General features: G+C 63.3%; 18 protein-coding genes. 11 read left to right on the top strand and 7 right to left on the bottom strand.

What is annotated here, in order from left to right; translation table 11 throughout:
* Positions 1-410 (bottom strand): SH3 domain-containing protein (locus tag C5J24_RS28545; RefSeq protein WP_371674846.1); only part of this gene is annotated, 410 nt, incomplete at its 3' end.
* Positions 411-552: 142 nt separating this feature from the next.
* Complete coding sequence (locus tag C5J24_RS28540; RefSeq protein ID WP_105422793.1) at positions 553-1602, bottom strand: LacI family DNA-binding transcriptional regulator; 1050 nt, start codon at positions 1600-1602, stop codon at positions 553-555.
* Positions 1603-1747: 145 nt separating this feature from the next.
* On the opposite strand from C5J24_RS28540, the gene C5J24_RS28535 reads away from it, so the two are divergent.
* From C5J24_RS28535 to C5J24_RS28500, 8 genes are all read left to right on the top strand, one after another.
* Entirely contained in the window at positions 1748-2848 is a 1101-nt protein-coding gene (locus tag C5J24_RS28535) for a glycoside hydrolase family 105 protein (RefSeq protein ID WP_105422791.1), read from the top strand.
* Positions 2845-3681 (top strand): 5-dehydro-4-deoxy-D-glucuronate isomerase, encoded by an 837-nt coding sequence (gene kduI / locus C5J24_RS28530; protein WP_105422789.1) that lies wholly within the window; start codon positions 2845-2847, stop codon positions 3679-3681. Before C5J24_RS28535 ends, kduI begins: the two co-directional genes overlap by 4 nt.
* 7 nt (positions 3682-3688) lie before the next feature.
* Complete coding sequence (locus tag C5J24_RS28525) at positions 3689-6172, top strand: hypothetical protein (RefSeq protein ID WP_105422787.1); 2484 nt, start codon at positions 3689-3691, stop codon at positions 6170-6172.
* A gap of 50 nt (positions 6173-6222) precedes the next feature.
* Positions 6223-7491, top strand: a complete 1269-nt coding sequence (locus C5J24_RS28520) for an ABC transporter substrate-binding protein (RefSeq protein ID WP_046665355.1) — start codon at positions 6223-6225, stop codon at positions 7489-7491.
* Between the two features lie 195 nt (positions 7492-7686).
* Positions 7687-8703, top strand: coding sequence for a carbohydrate ABC transporter permease (locus C5J24_RS28515; RefSeq protein WP_105405212.1), 1017 nt, complete (start codon positions 7687-7689; stop codon positions 8701-8703).
* A complete protein-coding gene (locus tag C5J24_RS28510; RefSeq protein WP_105422785.1) occupies positions 8703-9755 on the top strand; it encodes a carbohydrate ABC transporter permease in 1053 nt (350 codons plus the stop codon). Before C5J24_RS28515 ends, C5J24_RS28510 begins: the two co-directional genes overlap by 1 nt.
* 9 nt (positions 9756-9764) lie before the next feature.
* The gene (locus tag C5J24_RS28505; protein WP_105422783.1) at positions 9765-10847 is read left to right on the top strand and encodes an ABC transporter ATP-binding protein; all 1083 of its coding nucleotides are present in this window, start codon (positions 9765-9767) and stop codon (positions 10845-10847) included.
* A 107-nt stretch (positions 10848-10954) separates the two neighbouring features.
* Positions 10955-11197, top strand: coding sequence for a DUF6719 family protein (locus C5J24_RS28500; protein ID WP_245437588.1), 243 nt, complete (start codon positions 10955-10957; stop codon positions 11195-11197).
* 54 nt (positions 11198-11251) lie between these two features.
* On the opposite strand, the gene C5J24_RS28495 is transcribed toward C5J24_RS28500, so the two are convergent.
* Entirely contained in the window at positions 11252-12145 is an 894-nt protein-coding gene (locus tag C5J24_RS28495) for a S9 family peptidase (RefSeq protein ID WP_105422818.1), read from the bottom strand.
* Positions 12146-12448: 303 nt separating this feature from the next.
* Here C5J24_RS28495 and ubiG point away from each other — a divergent pair, with 303 nt between their 5' ends.
* From ubiG to C5J24_RS28480, 3 genes are read left to right on the top strand one after another with little or no spacing between them, the layout of a single operon-like run.
* On the top strand, positions 12449-13195 hold the full coding sequence (gene ubiG / locus C5J24_RS28490) for a bifunctional 2-polyprenyl-6-hydroxyphenol methylase/3-demethylubiquinol 3-O-methyltransferase UbiG (RefSeq protein WP_105405238.1): 747 nt from the start codon (positions 12449-12451) through the stop codon (positions 13193-13195).
* Between the two features lie 50 nt (positions 13196-13245).
* Positions 13246-13491 carry a hypothetical protein gene (locus C5J24_RS28485; protein WP_105405215.1) on the top strand — a complete coding sequence of 82 codons (246 nt, stop codon included), beginning with the start codon at positions 13246-13248 and terminating at the stop codon, positions 13489-13491.
* Positions 13492-13500: 9 nt separating this feature from the next.
* Entirely contained in the window at positions 13501-13800 is a 300-nt protein-coding gene (locus C5J24_RS28480; RefSeq protein ID WP_105422781.1) for a type II toxin-antitoxin system RelE/ParE family toxin, read from the top strand.
* 54 nt (positions 13801-13854) lie between these two features.
* Here the strand turns inward: C5J24_RS28480 and C5J24_RS28475 are convergent, their stop codons facing one another.
* From C5J24_RS28475 to C5J24_RS28460, 4 genes are read right to left on the bottom strand one after another with little or no spacing between them, the layout of a single operon-like run.
* The gene (locus tag C5J24_RS28475) at positions 13855-14283 is read right to left on the bottom strand and encodes a DUF1178 family protein (RefSeq protein ID WP_105405216.1); all 429 of its coding nucleotides are present in this window, start codon (positions 14281-14283) and stop codon (positions 13855-13857) included.
* Positions 14280-15134, bottom strand: coding sequence for a carbon-nitrogen hydrolase family protein (locus C5J24_RS28470; protein WP_105405217.1), 855 nt, complete (start codon positions 15132-15134; stop codon positions 14280-14282). Before C5J24_RS28470 ends, C5J24_RS28475 begins: the two co-directional genes overlap by 4 nt.
* Positions 15135-15146: 12 nt before the next feature.
* On the bottom strand, positions 15147-15404 hold the full coding sequence (gene grxC, locus C5J24_RS28465; RefSeq protein WP_105405218.1) for a glutaredoxin 3: 258 nt from the start codon (positions 15402-15404) through the stop codon (positions 15147-15149).
* Between the two features lie 58 nt (positions 15405-15462).
* Complete coding sequence (locus tag C5J24_RS28460; protein WP_105422816.1) at positions 15463-16239, bottom strand: ComF family protein; 777 nt, start codon at positions 16237-16239, stop codon at positions 15463-15465.
* Between the last annotated feature and the right edge of the window lie 6 nt (positions 16240-16245).

Genomic DNA, 16245 nt, shown 5'->3' with positions numbered 1-16245 from the left:
CTCCAATCGTAGCGGTCCCAGCGATCGCGGTCGCGGTAGAAGTCGCGGTCGCGATAGTAGCGGCCCCAATAGTTGCCGACGTCGAACGTGACCATCGGAATGCCGAGGCCCTCGTAATAGTCCGGGGCGACATAGACGCGGTTGGAACGATAGGTCGCCTGCACGTAATTGCCCGACACCCAGCCGCGTCCGCCGACGAAGGCGACGTCGCACCAGTTGACGCTGCTCATGCAGCCGTAGATCGTTACCGCCGCGCCGACCGGAATGACGTCGACGGCCGGATAGCCGGTGCTAGGCCCGGACCGCATGTTGACATTGGCCGTGGCAACCCCGCGCACGGCCGCATCCGCAATCGACGGCGCCGCGAACAGGGCGCAAAGTGCCGCAACGGACATCAGAATTTTCTTCACGGGCTTCCTCCTGAGAAACCGAATAACGCGCGAACCGGACTGACCATCTGCCGACCGGATTTCGCCGGATATCAATGTTCGAGACATTCCCATTGTTCCAGCACGGCTCTGAATGGCGCATGAATAAACGTTTTGGCCGGGGTCAGCCTCTGGCCGGCCCGGTCGACTGCCGCTCGGCAATGTGACAAGCAAGCTCCACCCGCCGTGCCGGATTTGCAAATCCGGTCATCCCGTCCCGCAAAAGATCGAGCGCCACGGCCCCGAGTTCGCGCATCGGAATATGCACGGTGGTCAGCGGCGGATTGAGGAAGGCGGCCTGCGGCAGGTCGTCCATGCCCATCACCGAAACGTCGCCCGGCACGGTATAGCCCATCTGCTGAACCCCCATCATCGCGCCGACCGCGAGACTGTCGCCCGCCGTCAGCACGGCCGTGAAATCGAGCCCGTTCCTGCGTAACCGCTCGCTCACCGCCTGGGCGGCAAGCTCCGGCAGCCAGTCCTCGACCGGCACGACGAGATCCGGGGGACAAGGCAAGCCGTGATGCTGGAAGGCATCCTGCCAGCCTTCGCGGCGCCGGTCGATCGTCCGCCGGCCCGGACGCATCAGGAAGAGGATGCGTTTGTGGCCCAGCCGGATAAGATAGTCGGTGGCCATATGCGCCGCCGACCGATTGCAGGGGGTCACGCTCGACAGCCGCATCATCGGATCGTCGCCGTTGATCAGCACGACCGGCTTGCCGAAGCCGCGGGTAGCCTCGAGCATTCCTTCGTCGTCGACGGTCAGAAACAGCAGGCCCGCGACGTCCGGATCGACCAGCGCCTCTTCCAGCACCACCTTTTCCTCCGACTGGTCGGCGACCGCACGGGTGACGATATCGAGCCCGAGAGCCTGCGCGCGATCCCGCAACCCTTCCAGCACATAGAGCGTGAACTGGTTGCGCACGTAGTCGATCATCGCCGCGCTCGAAGCTGCCAGGATCACCTTCTTGCCGGCGACCGGCGTCGGCATTGCGTAATTGGCGTCTTTCGCCGCCTCCATGATCCGCTGGCGGATGTCCGCGCGCACGCCCTTCTCGCCGGCCAGCGCCCGCGACACGGTGCTCAGCGACACGCCCACCTTTCCCGCAATATCCTCCAGCCTCACCCGCCGGCTTTTCTTGCCGCGCTTGCCCGGCACGATCGTCGCCGCCATGACATCCTCCCATCATCGATGCGCACACTGCAAAAAATTTTCAGATTGCGCAATCAATTTTCAGATGTTTTCATGAAGGCACGCTTGGGAGAAGCGGATCGCAATGCTGCGCAGCAAATGCTGCAGCACAGGGAGGAATTGAGACATGGGCCTTTCAGCCCGGGACATCCGTGAAAAGCTTGACCGCCTCGTGACCGGCATGACCGGGCTTCGCGACGATGGCCGTTTCCACGAACCCAATCTCGACGGGACCGCCGGCGACTATATCTCTTTCGAAAGCTGGGAATGGCCGCAAGGCGTCGGCCTCTACGGCCTCATCCGTCTCTGGCTGTTCACCGGCCGCGACGATTTGAAGGCGCTGATCGAGAACTGGTATTCGGCCCGCATCGAAGCCGGGCTCCCGACGCTCAACGTCAACACCACGGCACCGATGCTCGGCCTTTCCGTCCTCTGGCGCGAAACCCGCGACCCGCGCTGGAAGCCGGTTCTCGACGCCTGGGCAGACCGCGTCATGGCGCAAATGGGCCGCACCGAAGAAGGCGCCTTCGAGCACCACGTCTCCGACAAGGTCAACAACGACGAACTCTGGGACGATACGCTTTATATGGTCGCCCTCTTCCTCGCCTCCTACGGCGAGGCGAGCGGTCGCCGCGAGCTGGTCGATGAGGCATCAAAGCAGTTCCTCGTCCATTCCCGTTACCTCGCCGACACGAAGACCGGCCTCTGGTTCCATGGCTGGACGTTCCAGGGTCGCCATAATTTTGCGGAAGCCCGCTGGGCGCGCGGCAATGCCTGGATCACCGCCGGCATGCTCGACCTTTTCGACCTCGCCGAAGTTTCGAAGCCGGTAAAGGGTTTCCTGCTCGGCGTGCTGACGGCGCAGGTCAACGCGCTGCTGCCGCTGCAGGCCGCTTCCGGCGCCTGGCGCACCCTGCTCGACGACCCGTCCTCCTACGAGGAAATCTCGGCGACGGCGGGTTTCGGTTACGGCCTGCTCAAGGGTTACCGTCTCGGCCTCGGCACCCCTGAATGGCGCGCCGCCGGCCTCAAGGCCGTTGAAGCGGTGCTTGCCAATATCGACGAAACCGGCACCGTGCTCAACGTTTCCTATGGAACGCGCATGGGCCATGATCTGCAATTCTATCGGGATATTCCCATCCAGCCGACCGGCTACGGGCAGGCGCTTTCGATCCTGTGCCTCTCCGAAGCCATCCGGCATGTGGAACCGGGAGGCGAGACAGCATGACGATGAAGGTTCTCTACGGGGCTGGCCCCAACGACATCAAGACCTACGACACCGCCCGCCTGCGGGCCGAATTCCTGATGGAAGACCTGTTCCAGGCCGACAGGGTGAGCTTCACCTACACCCATGTCGACCGCTTGATCGTCGGCGGCGCTGTTCCGGTATCGTCGACGCTGAGCTTCGGTTCGGGCGAAGAGATCGGCACGCCCTTCCTGCTGTCGGCCCGTGAAATGGGCATCGCCAATCTCGGCGGCACCGGCGTCGTCTCGGTCGACGGCAAGAGTTTCACCCTGGAAAACCGCGACGTGCTTTATGTCGGCCGCGGCGCCCAGGAAATCTCCGTCGCCAGCGCCTCGGCCGAAAAGCCGGCCCGGTTCTACATGAACTCCGTTCCTGCAGGCGCCGACATTCCGCACCGCCTCATCAAGCGGTCGGAATCGAAGATGCTGACATTCGGCGATCCCAAGCGCGCCAATCTGCGGAACCTGCGCATGTATATCCATCCGGAAGTCACGCCGTCCTGCCTGCTTCTGCTCGGCATCACCGACCTTGCCGACGGCAGCATCTGGAACACCATGCCGCCGCATCTGCATGAGCGCCGCATGGAAGCCTATTGCTATTTCGACCTGCCCGAAGAGGAACGGGTCATCCACCTGATGGGCCGCCCGGAAGAGACGCGCCATCTCGTGGTCAAGAACCTCGACGCGGTTCTCTCGCCCGCCTGGTCGATCCATATGGGTGCCGGCACCGCGCAATACGCCTTCGTCTGGGGCATGACCGGCGAGAACCAGGAATACAACGACGTGGCCCCCGTGGCCCTGAGCGAGCTGAGATAAGACTGCCATGAATCCCGAAGCAAACTGGATGCGAAAGACGTTGAAGCCGGGCGAAGCCGTCCGGTACTGGCAGCTCGGCCGCATCGCCGAAGAGCGTTTCGACGTGCCCGATGCCCCGATGAAGGGCGAGATGGACCCGTTCTTCTTCCTGACCAAGGTCAAGAACTTCATTCCGCACGAATATCCGTGCCGCACCATCTTCGCAGACACCTATCGCGGCAAGCGCCCGGATGTCCGCGGCTCCTTCGATGCCACCCGCTGGTGGCTGCCTTTCGGTTCGCCGCGGCTCGATCTCTCCGGCTTCTGGTTCCGCCCGACCCGGCTCGCCACCTGGACCCGCACTTATATAGAGGCGGAAACTGCCGGCAGGGCAAAGATCCGCCTCGGCACCTGCGGCGGCGCCGTCATCTGGGTCAACGGCACGGAAGCCGGCTGGATGGCGCCCTACAGCCGCAATCTCGAAGCCAAGCAGGAGTTCGAACTGCCGCTGGTCGCCGGCCTCAACGAGATCACGCTGTTCTTCGACGACCTCGCCGAGCGTGACGCCCGCTATTTCTATCAGTTCGACTATCTCTCCGGCCCGGCTGCCAGTGTCGCCATGCCGGTTCCGGTCACGAGCCCCGTCGCCGCAAGCCTCGAAAAGGCGCTCGACACCATGTATTTCGACCGCCAGCATTATTTCGGCGGCGATATCACCCTGCTTCTCTCCGCGCCCCTGCCGGTCGAGGTTAAGGTCAATGTCGCGGTCGAAGGCGATTTCATGTCGCGCGAGCGCTTCGATTTCGACTTCACCCTGGCCGCCGGCGCCACCAGCCTCAATATCGGCCCGTCGGAAAAGGCGCCCGCCGACTTCCGCCACTTCCGCATTACCCTCAATGCCGGCGGCTTCGTCGTGTCCCGTTCGCTCGGCGTCGAGATCTGCCACGCCGAAAGCCAGGGGCAGGCTCCTGCATCGCTGAGCGATCGCATCACCGAGACCCTGGCGCAAATCTCGGAAAATTCCGAACGCGATACCGTCCGCGCCTTCGCCCGTCTGGCAAGCGGCCGTTCCGGCCCCGATACGGATGCGATGATCGAGGAAATCCTGCCCTCGATCGAGGACTGCCACGACTGCGCCGACTTCTCGCTGGTGCCGCTCATCTGGTCGCGCACCGTCTGGGGCAAGGACATCAACGAGAAGACCCGTGCCCGCATCGACGGTGCCATCCTCAATTACCGTTACTGGATGGATGAGCCGGGTAACGACGTGCAATGGTATTTCTCCGAAAACCACGCGCTGTTGTTCCACACCTCGGCCTATCTCGGCGGCAGTCTCTTGCCCGACGCCACCTTCGTCCGCTCCGGCCGCAAGGGTGCGGAGCAGGCAAAGGTCGGTGCCGCCCGCGTCCGCGCCTGGCTCGACCATTTCGAACATTGGGAAATGGCCGAGTTCAACTCCGCCCCCTATTTCCCGATCGACCTCAAGGGCCTGACGGCGCTTGCAGCCCTTTCGCCTGACAAGGATATCGCCGACCGCGCCAAGGCCGGCATCGTCCGCCTCTGCGAAATCATCGCCCGCTCCGCCCATCACGGCATGGTGACGGCAGCGCAAGGCCGCTCCTACGAGCACACTCTCTGCGCCGGCCGCTCGCTGGAACTGTCCGGCGTCGCCCGCCTGCTCTGGGGCAAGGGTTGGTACGGCCGCCGCGTCCACTGCCTGCCGCAGATGGCCGTCTGCCTGCGGGATCATGGTCTCGAAATCCCTGCAGAGTTCGCGGCGATTGCCGATCACCGCGGCAGCCAGCACCAGGAATGGCGTTTCGCCCAGGGCGAAAATTCCTTTGCGGCGCTCTACCACTACAAGGGCGAGCATTTCGCCATGGGCTCGACGGCTCATTACCGCTGGGACGAATGGGGTTACCAGGAGACCATCCTGCATCTGCGCCTCGGCGACAAGCCGGAAGCTGCGATCTGGATCAACCATCCGGGCGAGACCATCCAGTTCGGCTATGGCCGCCCGTCCTACTGGGGCGGCTGCGGCACCATCCCGCGTGCCCAGCAGTATCGCGGCCTCGCCGTCCTCGAATTCACTACCTATGAGGAACAGCCGGATTTCACCCATGCCTGGTTTCCCAAGGCCGAGTTCGACGAAACACTCGTTTCCGGCGGCGTGGCGCTTGCCCGCTCCGGCAAGGGCGCCGTCATGCTGCGCACCGCCTCGAAGCTGGAGGCCGTCACCGACGGTCCGTCGGCAGGGGCTGAACTACGCCAATACGGCCAGAAGACACGCTGGATCGTCCGCGTCTGCGAAGCGGACAATCTCACTGCCGTCGAGTACCGCTTCAGCGGGCTCGCCACGAGACAGGAAGCCGACGGCACCGTCGTTGTCGAGGACCCGGAATATGGTACCGTCCGCTTCAGGAAAGACGGCTCCGTGGAAGCCGAAGGCCGCGTGATCGCGCGGGCGGATTACACAGTAAAAGGCGAAGCGACGATGCTGAGCGCTTCGTGATCTAAAAACCGGACGGGTGGAGGCCCATCCATTAAGAGGAGGAAATGAGCATGAAAACCAAATCGCTTCTGGCGGGCGCTGCGCTCGCCCTTCTCATGTCGACGGCAGCACATGCCGGCGACGTGCGGATCATGTGGTATTCTGACGGCGTCGAAGGCGACGTCATGAAGGACCTCGTCGGCCGTTTCATGAAGGAAAACCCGGGCATCAACGTCATCCTCGACAACGTTGCCTACAGCGTCATCAAGGATCAGCTGCCCGTGCAGCTCGAAGCCGGCAACGGCCCGGACATCGCCCGCGTCACGGCGATCAAGGACCTCTCCAGGCACTGGCTCGACCTGCGCCCGCTGGTCAAGGACGCCAAGTACTGGGACGATAATTTCGGCGCCCAGGCCGACTGGATGCGTCCGGACGGCTCCAAGCAGATCTCTGGCTTCATGACGCAGATCACCCTGACCGGCGGTTATGCCAACAAGACCCTGTTCGACCAGGCCGGCGTTCCGCTTCCGGGCCCGAAGGCCACCTGGGAAGAATGGGCGGCTGCTTCCAAGAAGGTCAAGGATAGCCAGAAGCTTCCCTTCGCCATGGCGATCGACCGCTCCGGTCACCGCCTGACCGCTCCGCTCCTGTCCTACGGCGCCAACTATGTCGGCAAGGACGGCAAGCCGGCACCGCTCGACAAGGGCGCCAAGGACTTCCTGACCAAGTTCGTCGGTTGGGTCGGTGAAGGCTCCTTCGCCAAGGACGTCTGGGTCTCCGCAGCCGGCTCGACCTACCGCGCCGCGGCCGAAGACTTCATCAACGGCCAGCTCGCCTTCTACTATTCCGGTTCCTGGCAGGTGGCGAACCTCACCACCAAGATCGGCAACAGCTTTGACTGGGTGGCGACCGGCAGCCCCTGCGGCCCGGCAGCCTGCACCGGCATGCCCGGCGGCGCGGCGCTCGTCGCCGTGAAATACACCAAGAACCCGAAGGACGTCGCGGCCGTCATGGACTGGTTCGCCCAGGAGAAGATCGTCAAGGAATTCTCCGAGCGCACCCTCTTCCTGCCCGGCCACAAGGGCGTCGTCGACAAGGGCGGCCTCGACTTCAAGACCGACAACGCCTTCGCCAAGGCTGCCCTGACCAAATATGTCGAGGCATCCAAGACCACGGCCGACACCGCCCTGAAGCTGCCCGGCTGGCGCTGGTCCGACACGGTCTATGCCGCGGTCGTCACCCGCGTCGGTCAGACGCTGGCCGGCGAGCTGAAACTCGATGACGCTTTCACGCGCATCGACGCCGACATCGCCCAGAAGGTCAAGGACAGCGGCCTTTGATGACAGCATTGGGGTGAGCCTCTCACCCCGCCTCCGCTCCGCTCGGCGCACCCTCTCCCCGTAGGCGGGCGAGGGTGACCGGCGACGGCGCGGCAAATCCCTTCTCCCCGCCTGCGGGGAGAAGGTGCCGGCAGGCCGGATGAGGGGCGAGCCTCGTCATCCGGACAAGAAGACAAGGAGGGATGGAATACGAACATGAGCACGACGTCTCTCACCGACCGTCTCGGCAGCCTTCTCATGGCGCCCGTGCATCTCCTGATGCGCATCATCGACATACCGCTCCGCGCCGTTCAGAAAGCGGCCGGCATCGGCGGCATGGCGGCCGTGTTCCTCGCCCCGAACATGCTGATCTTCGGCATTTTCGTGCTCCTGCCCCTCGTCATCAACTTCGTCTATTCGATGACCGGCGGCACGGCCTTCTTCCTTTCCGAGCGCAATTTCATCGGCGCCGAGCAATATCAGCGCCTCTTCACCTGCACGAACTACCTCGACCCTATGTCCTGCCAGGAGGATGCCTTCTGGACTGCCGTCGGCAACACGTTCTGGTTCGTGATCCTGCAGGTGGCGCTGATGATCGGCCTGTCGCTGATCACGGCATTGATCCTCAACCGCGATCTCGCCGCCCGCTCCTTCTGGCGCGCCGTGTTCTTTTTCCCGGTCCTCCTGTCGCCCGTCGTGGTCGGCCTGATCTGGAAGTGGATCCTGCAGCGCCAGGGCCTCCTGAATTTCGGCCTCTATCAGTTCGGTATCGAGCCCTATACCTGGCTTACCGACCGCAACTGGACCTTCATCGCCACGATCGGCGTCTCGATCTGGGCGCATATGGGCCTCTACACGCTGATCCTGCTCGCCGGCCTGCAGGCGATCCCGAAGGATCTCTATGAAGCTGCCGAAATGGACGGCACCAAGCCCGCGCGTGTGTTCCGGCGCATCACGCTGCCGCTTCTCGCACCGAACCTTCTGGTCGTCGTGGTCCTCGCCCTGATCAAGGCCGTGCAGATCTTCGACGAGGTCTACGTGCTGACCGGCGGCGGTCCTGGCACCAGCACGCTCTATCTGACCCAGTACATCTACGAGACCGGCTTTGCCTCAACGCTCCGCAATCCGGGCCTCGCCGCTGCCGCTTCGATCCTGATGGGCCTCGTGCTCGTCGTCTTGACACTGATCCAGCTCGGCATAGGCCAGCGTGGCGAAAAGAAGGGGAAACGCTGATGGGTGTCGCCTCTCGCTTCATTCTGCGCCGTCGCGGCGGCAAAAGCTGGCACTGGACGGATATCGTCACCTGGGTCTGGCTCGTCGGCGGGCTGATCATCATGTTCGGCCCGGCCGTCTGGCTCGCCTTCTCGTCCTTCAAGACGCCGGCAGCCCTCGCCGAATTCCCGCCGTCGATCCTGCCCTATGTCACCAGTCAGGCGACGGTCCAGGGTTACGACAAGCCGCTACAGCTCTTCGAAGCCAAGATGCCGGACGGGTCGACCAAGGTGCTGGCTGAGGTGCGCCGCATCGGTCTCGTCGCCCAGATGGTCGATCCGACGACGCCCGGAGAAATCGTCCGCGTCAACATCGGCGACCGCACCCCGGTACGTTCGGTCTCTTTTGCCACGGAAAACTACACGACGCCCTTCACCCAGTTCGATTTCCTTCGCTACCTGTGGAACTCGGTCTTCGTGACGGTGACGGCGACGCTGATCACCCTGATCGTCAATTCCATGGCCGCCTTCGCGCTGTCGAAATACGAGTTCCGCGGTCGCTCGCTCGCCATGCTGATCATCCTCGCGACGCTGATGGTGCCGCTTTCAGTGATCATGGTGCCGCTCTATTCGATCATCTCGTCGCTCGGCCTGTTCAACAATCTCTGGGGCGTCATCCTGCCGACGGTCGCAACCCCGACCGGCGTCTTCATCCTGCGCCAGTACATGCTGACCATCCCGGACGAACTGATCGACGCAGCCCGCATGGACAAGGCCTCCGAATGGCAGATCTACTGGCGCATCGTCCTGCCGCTGACGGCACCGGCGCTCGCGGTTCTGGCGATCTTTTCGGTCGTCTGGCGCTGGAACGACTTCCTGTGGCCGTTGATCGTATTGTCGCGGCGCGAACTCTACACCCTGCAAGTGGGCCTGAGCATCTATTCCGGCGAACTGAACGTCCAGTGGCACTTCATCCTGGCGATGACGGTCGTGACCATGATCCCGGTCGTGCTTGTCTTCATCTTCCTGCAGCGTTTCATCACCACCGGCATTGCCGGCACCGGCCTGAAGTAAGGATCACCGATGGGCGAGATCACCCTCACCAAAATCAAGAAGTCCTTCGGCGCGGTCGACGTCCTGAAGGACATCGACCTCGATATCAAGGACGGCGAGTTCATCGTTTTCGTCGGCCCGTCCGGCTGCGGAAAATCGACCTTGCTGCGCACCATCGCCGGCCTTGAAAAGGTCACCGGCGGCGAGATCGAGATCGACGGCAAGCGCGTCAACGAAGTGTCCGCTGCCGACCGCGGCCTTGCCATGGTCTTCCAGTCCTACGCGCTCTATCCCCATATGAGCGTGCGCCAGAACCTCGCCTTTGGCCTTGAAAATTCCAACATGCCCAAGGCCGAAGTGGCCGAGCGCATTACCGAAGCCGCCCGCATGCTGGAGATAGAAGCCTACCTGGAACGCCGGCCCGGCCAGCTTTCCGGCGGCCAGCGCCAACGCGTCGCGATCGGCCGTGCCATCGTGCGCCGTCCGACCGCCTTCCTGCTCGACGAGCCGTTGTCGAACCTCGACGCCGAACTGCGCGTCTCGACCCGCGCCGAGCTCGCAGCCCTCCACGCACGCCTCGGCTCGACGATGATCTACGTCACCCACGACCAGGTGGAGGCGATGACATTGGCCCACCGCATCGTGGTCATGCGCGCCGGCAAGATCGAACAGGTCGGCACCCCGCTCGACCTCTACAACACGCCCGCCAACCGCTTCGTCGCCGGCTTCATCGGCGCACCGCACATGAACTTCCTGGCCGGCGAAGTCGCCGATCTGGAGACCGGCACGGCGACGCTTGCGACCGCGGGCGGCCACCGCCTGCTCGTGCCGTTCTCGGGCCATTCCCTGTCCGTCGGCGAAAAGCTGACGATCGGCATCCGCCCGCAGCACATCACGCTCGCCAATGATCCGGGAAGCCTCAAGGTCAAGGTGCGCCTCGTCGAAGCACTCGGCTCCGAAACGGTCATCCACGCCGATCTGAACGGCGAAAAACTCCTCGCTGTCGTTCCCGGCCAGAAGCTGATTTCGCCGGGCGACGAAACCTACCTCTCCGTCGCCGGTGCGCCGCTGCACCTGTTCGACCGGAACGGATTGAGGGTGAAGGGGAGCTAGTCCTCCCCCTCATTCCTTCGGGCAGAGCTACACCGGACGGTGGAATGGCCGGTCGGTCGCACGGGCGCTACAATCCCTCACCAACCATAGCGGGAGGAGGGACCTCGATGTTGCGCGCTTTTCTGATTCTATTGCTGGCCATGGTCTTTGCCGGACCGGCCACGCTATCACCGGCCAGCGCCCAGACCAGGATGGTCAAGGCCAAACCGACGCCCGCATCGATGGCGGCCGGCGAGTCCGTCTTGTTCGACGACAAGAGCTGCCCGGCAGGCATGATCGCTCGTTATACCAAGGCGCAGCGCAAGGAGCAGATTTCCAAGAGATGCGTACATCTGAACGGCACGCGGTAGGCGTAGGCCCCAGGCGAGTATCCGCGTCATCTGAAAGATGCTCGCCTGATGCCGTCAGAGATACCCTTTGAAAAAGGCCAGAACCGCCCTCCGCATCGCTTCTGTCTCGCGATGCCCGACCTCTGCCTCCGGCAGCAACACCAGCGCACCGAGCGCTTCCGCCCTCAGATAGGCGGCTTCCGTCTCGGCAAAGGCGCGCTCCACCGCGTCAGGCGGCGTCAGCGGATCGTCCCAGCCGACGCAGATCAGCTGCGGCCGCGGTGCCACCAGCCCGGCAATTTCGCCGATCGAGGTTTCCCTGAGCAGCCCCGGCACGGTCAGGTAATGCCCGTGCAGATCATGGGCGCCGATTTCGACCAGCGTTGCGAAGTCCGCATAACAACACAGATGCGCCGTCGCCTTCACCCTCGGATCGATCGCCGCCAGGAAATAGGCAAGCGTCGCCCCCATCGAAAGCCCCGAGACGCCGATCCTCTGCGGATCGACCTCCGGCCGGCCGGCGAGCCAAGTCAGCGCCGCTGCCTGTTCGGAAAGCATCTGCCCGAACAGCGTTTTGCCGTGCCAGAGCGCCGCCTTGGTCGCCGCGTCCTCCGTCACCCCGGCCCGCTCGCCAAATGTCGGCATGTCGATGCAAAGCGCCACATATCCTTTGCGCGCCAGAACCGGCCCTGGGGCATCGAGCAAGGCCGGCCGGCCGTCGATCAGTTCGGATGCGCCGATATCCCAGCGGGCGCCATGTGCATGCGCATAGACGATCGCCGGGCCGCGGGTGAGGAAACCTTCGCTCGGCCGGGTGAGGAAACCCCGGACCTCCGCGCCATCCTCGAGCCGAAACCGCAACCTTTCGAGAATATAGCCGTCGTGTATCTCCGCGGAACTGTCCGCCAGCGTCATGGAGACCTCTTCGAAGGCAAGCAACTCCTTCAATCGCTCAACCGTGATCGCCATCTTGCCCTCCTCCCGGTGCGCCATCCCTCCCCTCCAGAGAGGATGACCGCCATCTGTGCCTGCCAGATTTTCAAAGACATAGACGAAATCGCCCGTCGCCGCATCAGGCCGGCGGATCCGCCACTGCGAAAAACTTCGACCGCATCCTGCAGCTATTGAGGCAGAGGATGGAACAGCGCCCCGACGCCAGCTGGCTTGCGATCCTCGGGTACACGGTGTCAAAAAGACGCTGACCATCGCAGAACTCTTGACTTCCACGCCCTATCATCCGACTTCAAACGCTGAAACGAAGGGATGACGACCATGACCGAAGCCGCCCGCAGCACGATCGACCAGAGCGAAGTCGACCGGTTTTCCGCAATGGCCGCGGAGTGGTGGGACCCAACCGGCAAGTTCAAGCCGCTCCACAAGTTCAACCCCGTGCGGCTCGCCTATCTCCGCGACCGCATCTGTGAAAATTTCGGCCGCGACCCGAAGAGCCATCTGCCGCTTTCCGGCCTGCGCATCCTCGATATCGGCTGCGGCGGCGGCCTGCTCTCCGAGCCGATCGCCCGCATGGGCGCGACCGTCGTCGGCGCCGACCCGTCCGAAAGGAACATCGGCATCGCCTCCACACACGCGGCTGAGACGGGCACGTCGGTCGACTACCGCGCCGTAACCGCCGAGCAGCTCGCCGAAGCCGGCGAGACATTCGACGTCGTGCTGAACATGGAAGTGGTCGAGCATGTCGCGGACGTCAATTTCTTCATGACGACCTGCGCCAACATGGTCCGCCCCGGCGGCCTGATGTTCGTCGCCACCATCAACCGCACCTTCAAGGCCGGAGCGCTGGCGATCTTCGCCGCTGAAAACATCCTGCGCTGGCTGCCCCGCGGCACCCATCAATACGAAAAGCTGGTCCGCCCGGAAGAGCTCGAAAGACCGATCTCCTCAGCCGGCATGGAAATCATCCATCGCACCGGCGTCTTCTTCAATCCGCTGCAGGACCGCTGGAACCTGTCGCCGGACATGGACGTCAACTACATGATGCTGGCCAAGCGGCCGGCGTGATGGAAATTCGTGGCGCCTGTGGTACCATGTCGGAGTAGAAGGAGCTGCATATGCCGCAAGTAACAGTAAAGCTTGACGCAGTCCTGGATAGCCACATCCAAGATGCTATCGAACGAGGTGAAACTAAGTCACGCGATCGATATATCGAGGACGCGCTCCGTGATCGCTATCTCCGCGACCTCCAAAGACAGAAGCTACACGAGTCTCTTGATCGGGCGATAGCCGACGCCGATGCGGGTCGCGTCACCCCACTCGAAGAGGCCTTCGATCGCATCTTGAGCGACCTCGAAAAGTAGGGAAAGCCCGTGAAAGTCGTCATCACGGACGAAGCGCTTTCGGACATTTCCTCAATCACAAAATTTATCAGGAAAGATAATCCTCCGCGGGCGATCTCATTCGCGCTGGAATTAAGGGAAGCCTGCCGCCAGCTCGGAAATTCACCGGGCGCTTTTGCCGCTTTATCAGACTATCCGGAAAGCGGGATCAGGCGACGCGCCTATGGCAACTATGTGATACTGTACAGGATCGGCGGCGCGACGGTTGAGATCCTCCATATCTTCCACGGCGCCCAGGACTACGAGAGCGTCCTCTTTCCGAAAGAGTAGCCATCCCCAACCCCGCCGCGCACGCTGGCCTCTCCCCGATCGCCAACCGCTCGGTCAGTTCGCGTCTTCGGGAATGATCGGCAACGGCGCGATCTCGATGCCCTCGTCGAGCAGCTCGCGCACCTCGCCGAGGCTCGCCTGGCCGATGATGCCACGGGCATCCGCCTCGCCGTAGTGGATCTTGCGGGCTTCCTCGGGAAACTTCTCGCCGACGTCCTCGGCATTGGCCTTGATCGCCGCCACGGCTTCCTTGAGCTTGGCGATAGCCTCCTGGCGGGCGAGGTCCATCACCATCGCCTGCTTCTCTTCCTTCTTTCTGGCGGTCGAAACTGAGGGCGCCATCAGCGTCTTGGAAATGGAAGCGGAATTGCAGACCGGACAGGTGAGGAACCCGCTCGCCACCTGCCGGTCGAAATCGGCGCCTTCCGAAAACCAGCCTTCGAACGTGTGGGCGTTCTCGCAGGAGAGGGAATACTTGATCAAGCGGCCACCTCTCCCGCCGCGTCCGTAACCGCATCCAGCGAGAACTCGCGGGCGTTCTTGAGGTTCGGGATCTTTCCCCGGGCCGCAGCAACGGCGGCAATATCGATCTCGGCGAGCACGATACCTTCGCCGGTGCCGCCGGCAGATGCCAGCATCCTGCCCCAGGGATCGACGATCATCGAATGGCCAAATGTCTCGCGGCCGTCTTCATGCACGCCACCTTGAGCGGCGGCGATCACGAAGGCACCGTTCTCGATCGCACGGGCACGCAGCAGGATTTCCCAATGGGCCTCGCCGGTCTGGCGGGTGAAGGCGGCCGGCACGGTCAGGATTTCGGCGCCGGCCAAGGCTTCGGTGCGGAAAAGCTGCGGGAAACGGACGTCGTAGCAGATTGCAAAACCGAGCTTGCCGAACGGCAGGTCGGCAACCCGCGCTTCGCTGCCGGGCTCGTAAGCGGAGCTTTCGCGCCAGCTCTCGCCATTGTCCAGATCGACATCGAACATATGGATCTTGTCATAGGTGCAGATCTGCCGGCCGCTGGGCGCAAACAGGAAGGCGCGATTGGCAATCTTGCCGCCGTCGACGGCGATCGCCGTCGAGCCGATATGTAGATGGATGCCGAGTTCGCTCGCAAGGCTGCGGGCGGTCGAAACGATGATGTCGCCCGCCTCGTCGCGCAACACGGCGCGCATAGCCTTGCGGTCCCGCTGCAGGAAGCCGGTCATCTCCGGGGTCTGGATATAAACCGCCCCATGCGCCGCAGCCTCGCGGACCAGCCGCGCCATGTCGGCAGCGTTCTTTTCCGGATCGACGCCGGAGCACATCTGGATGGCGGCAGCCTTGAAAGCCATGGAAGATACCTCTCAGTTCGCCAGCATCGGGTCCAGCCTGCCGGCCCGGTCGAGTGCGTGCAGATCGTCGCAACCGCCAACATGCGTGCCGTCGATGAAGATCTGCGGGAAGGTCGAGCGACCGCTCGCCTTGCCGATCATCTCCTGGCGCAATTCCTGCGAATAAGTGGCGTCATGCTCGGTGTAGGAAACGCCTTTCGTCTCCAGCAATGCCTTGGCGCGTGCGCAGTAACCGCAATATTCGCGGGTATAGATAGTGACCTCTGCCATGATCGTCTCCGGGCGCGGCCAGGCGGGAATGGGCCGCGCGCAATAGTGTCTTCTTCTGTCATATAGGCCCGGCAACAGCCATTGCAAAGGTCAAAACCGTGACCTCAGCGGCCCCGGCTCGCCTCAATGCACGAGTGGCGGATGAAACCGTCGCTCCGGTCGTATAGACGTCGTCGACCAGCACCAGCCGCTTGCCGAAGACGCGGTCCTCATGGCCTGGTGCGATCGCGAAAGCCGCCCGCACGTTGTCCTCGCGGGCCCGCGCCGAAAGCCCCACCTGCCGGTTCGTGCGTTTGACGCGGATGAGTGTGGACGGCAGGAACGGCTGGCCGGATTTTCGCGATAGATGCCGGGCAAGCTCCGCCGCCTGATTGAATTTCCGCGAGGCGAAACGCGAGCGATGCAGCGGCACCGGCAGGATGCCGTCGCAGTTTGCGACGTAACCATCGGAGGCACGCAGCATCCACCCGGCCATCATACCCGCGAGATCGGTGCGGTCGCGATATTTCAGCGAATGGACGAGGTCGCGGGCCGCGCCCTCGAAGATCGCCGCCGAACGCAGGCGGTCGAAGACGGGCGGTTCGGCAATCGCCTGCGCCGACAGAATGCCAGGCCCCGGATCGTAGGAGAACGGCAGGCCGAGCGTCTCGCAATAGGGCCGCTCGATGAACCGGATTTCCCGCCAGCAGGTGGGGCAGAAGCCCTGATGCGCGCCCGTTCGCACACCGCAGCCGGGACAGGTCGGAGGATAGACGAGGTCGCCTACCCATCTCGTCCACCCCACGGCAAACGATGTTAAAAGTCGCAGGGCATTGACGTTGGGCTCGGCGGACATGACTTG

This window comes from Neorhizobium sp. T25_27 (genome assembly GCF_002968565.1).
GTDB classification, from domain to species: domain Bacteria; phylum Pseudomonadota; class Alphaproteobacteria; order Rhizobiales; family Rhizobiaceae; genus Neorhizobium; species Neorhizobium tomejilense.
Note: the sequence above shows the minus strand (reverse complement) of the source record. Positions and strands in the feature narration are given on the sequence as shown.

Bases quoted from the DNA above. Each gene is read 5' to 3' on its own strand.
- C5J24_RS28540 (WP_105422793.1), bottom strand. From the start codon at position 1,602: ATGGCGGCGACGATCGTGCCGGGCAAGCGCGGCAAGAAAAGCCGGCGG.
- C5J24_RS28535 (WP_105422791.1), top strand. From the start codon at position 1,748: ATGGGCCTTTCAGCCCGGGACATCCGTGAAAAGCTTGACCGCCTCGTG.
- kduI (WP_105422789.1), top strand. From the start codon at position 2,845: ATGACGATGAAGGTTCTCTACGGGGCTGGCCCCAACGACATCAAGACC.
- C5J24_RS28525 (WP_105422787.1), top strand. From the start codon at position 3,689: ATGAATCCCGAAGCAAACTGGATGCGAAAGACGTTGAAGCCGGGCGAA.
- C5J24_RS28520 (WP_046665355.1), top strand. From the start codon at position 6,223: ATGAAAACCAAATCGCTTCTGGCGGGCGCTGCGCTCGCCCTTCTCATG.
- C5J24_RS28515 (WP_105405212.1), top strand. From the start codon at position 7,687: ATGAGCACGACGTCTCTCACCGACCGTCTCGGCAGCCTTCTCATGGCG.
- C5J24_RS28510 (WP_105422785.1), top strand. From the start codon at position 8,703: ATGGGTGTCGCCTCTCGCTTCATTCTGCGCCGTCGCGGCGGCAAAAGC.
- C5J24_RS28505 (WP_105422783.1), top strand. From the start codon at position 9,765: ATGGGCGAGATCACCCTCACCAAAATCAAGAAGTCCTTCGGCGCGGTC.
- C5J24_RS28500 (WP_245437588.1), top strand. From the start codon at position 10,955: ATGTTGCGCGCTTTTCTGATTCTATTGCTGGCCATGGTCTTTGCCGGA.
- C5J24_RS28495 (WP_105422818.1), bottom strand. From the start codon at position 12,145: ATGGCGATCACGGTTGAGCGATTGAAGGAGTTGCTTGCCTTCGAAGAG.
- ubiG (WP_105405238.1), top strand. From the start codon at position 12,449: ATGACCGAAGCCGCCCGCAGCACGATCGACCAGAGCGAAGTCGACCGG.
- C5J24_RS28485 (WP_105405215.1), top strand. From the start codon at position 13,246: ATGCCGCAAGTAACAGTAAAGCTTGACGCAGTCCTGGATAGCCACATC.
- C5J24_RS28470 (WP_105405217.1), bottom strand. From the start codon at position 15,134: ATGGCTTTCAAGGCTGCCGCCATCCAGATGTGCTCCGGCGTCGATCCG.
- grxC (WP_105405218.1), bottom strand. From the start codon at position 15,404: ATGGCAGAGGTCACTATCTATACCCGCGAATATTGCGGTTACTGCGCA.
- C5J24_RS28460 (WP_105422816.1), bottom strand. From the start codon at position 16,239: ATGTCCGCCGAGCCCAACGTCAATGCCCTGCGACTTTTAACATCGTTT.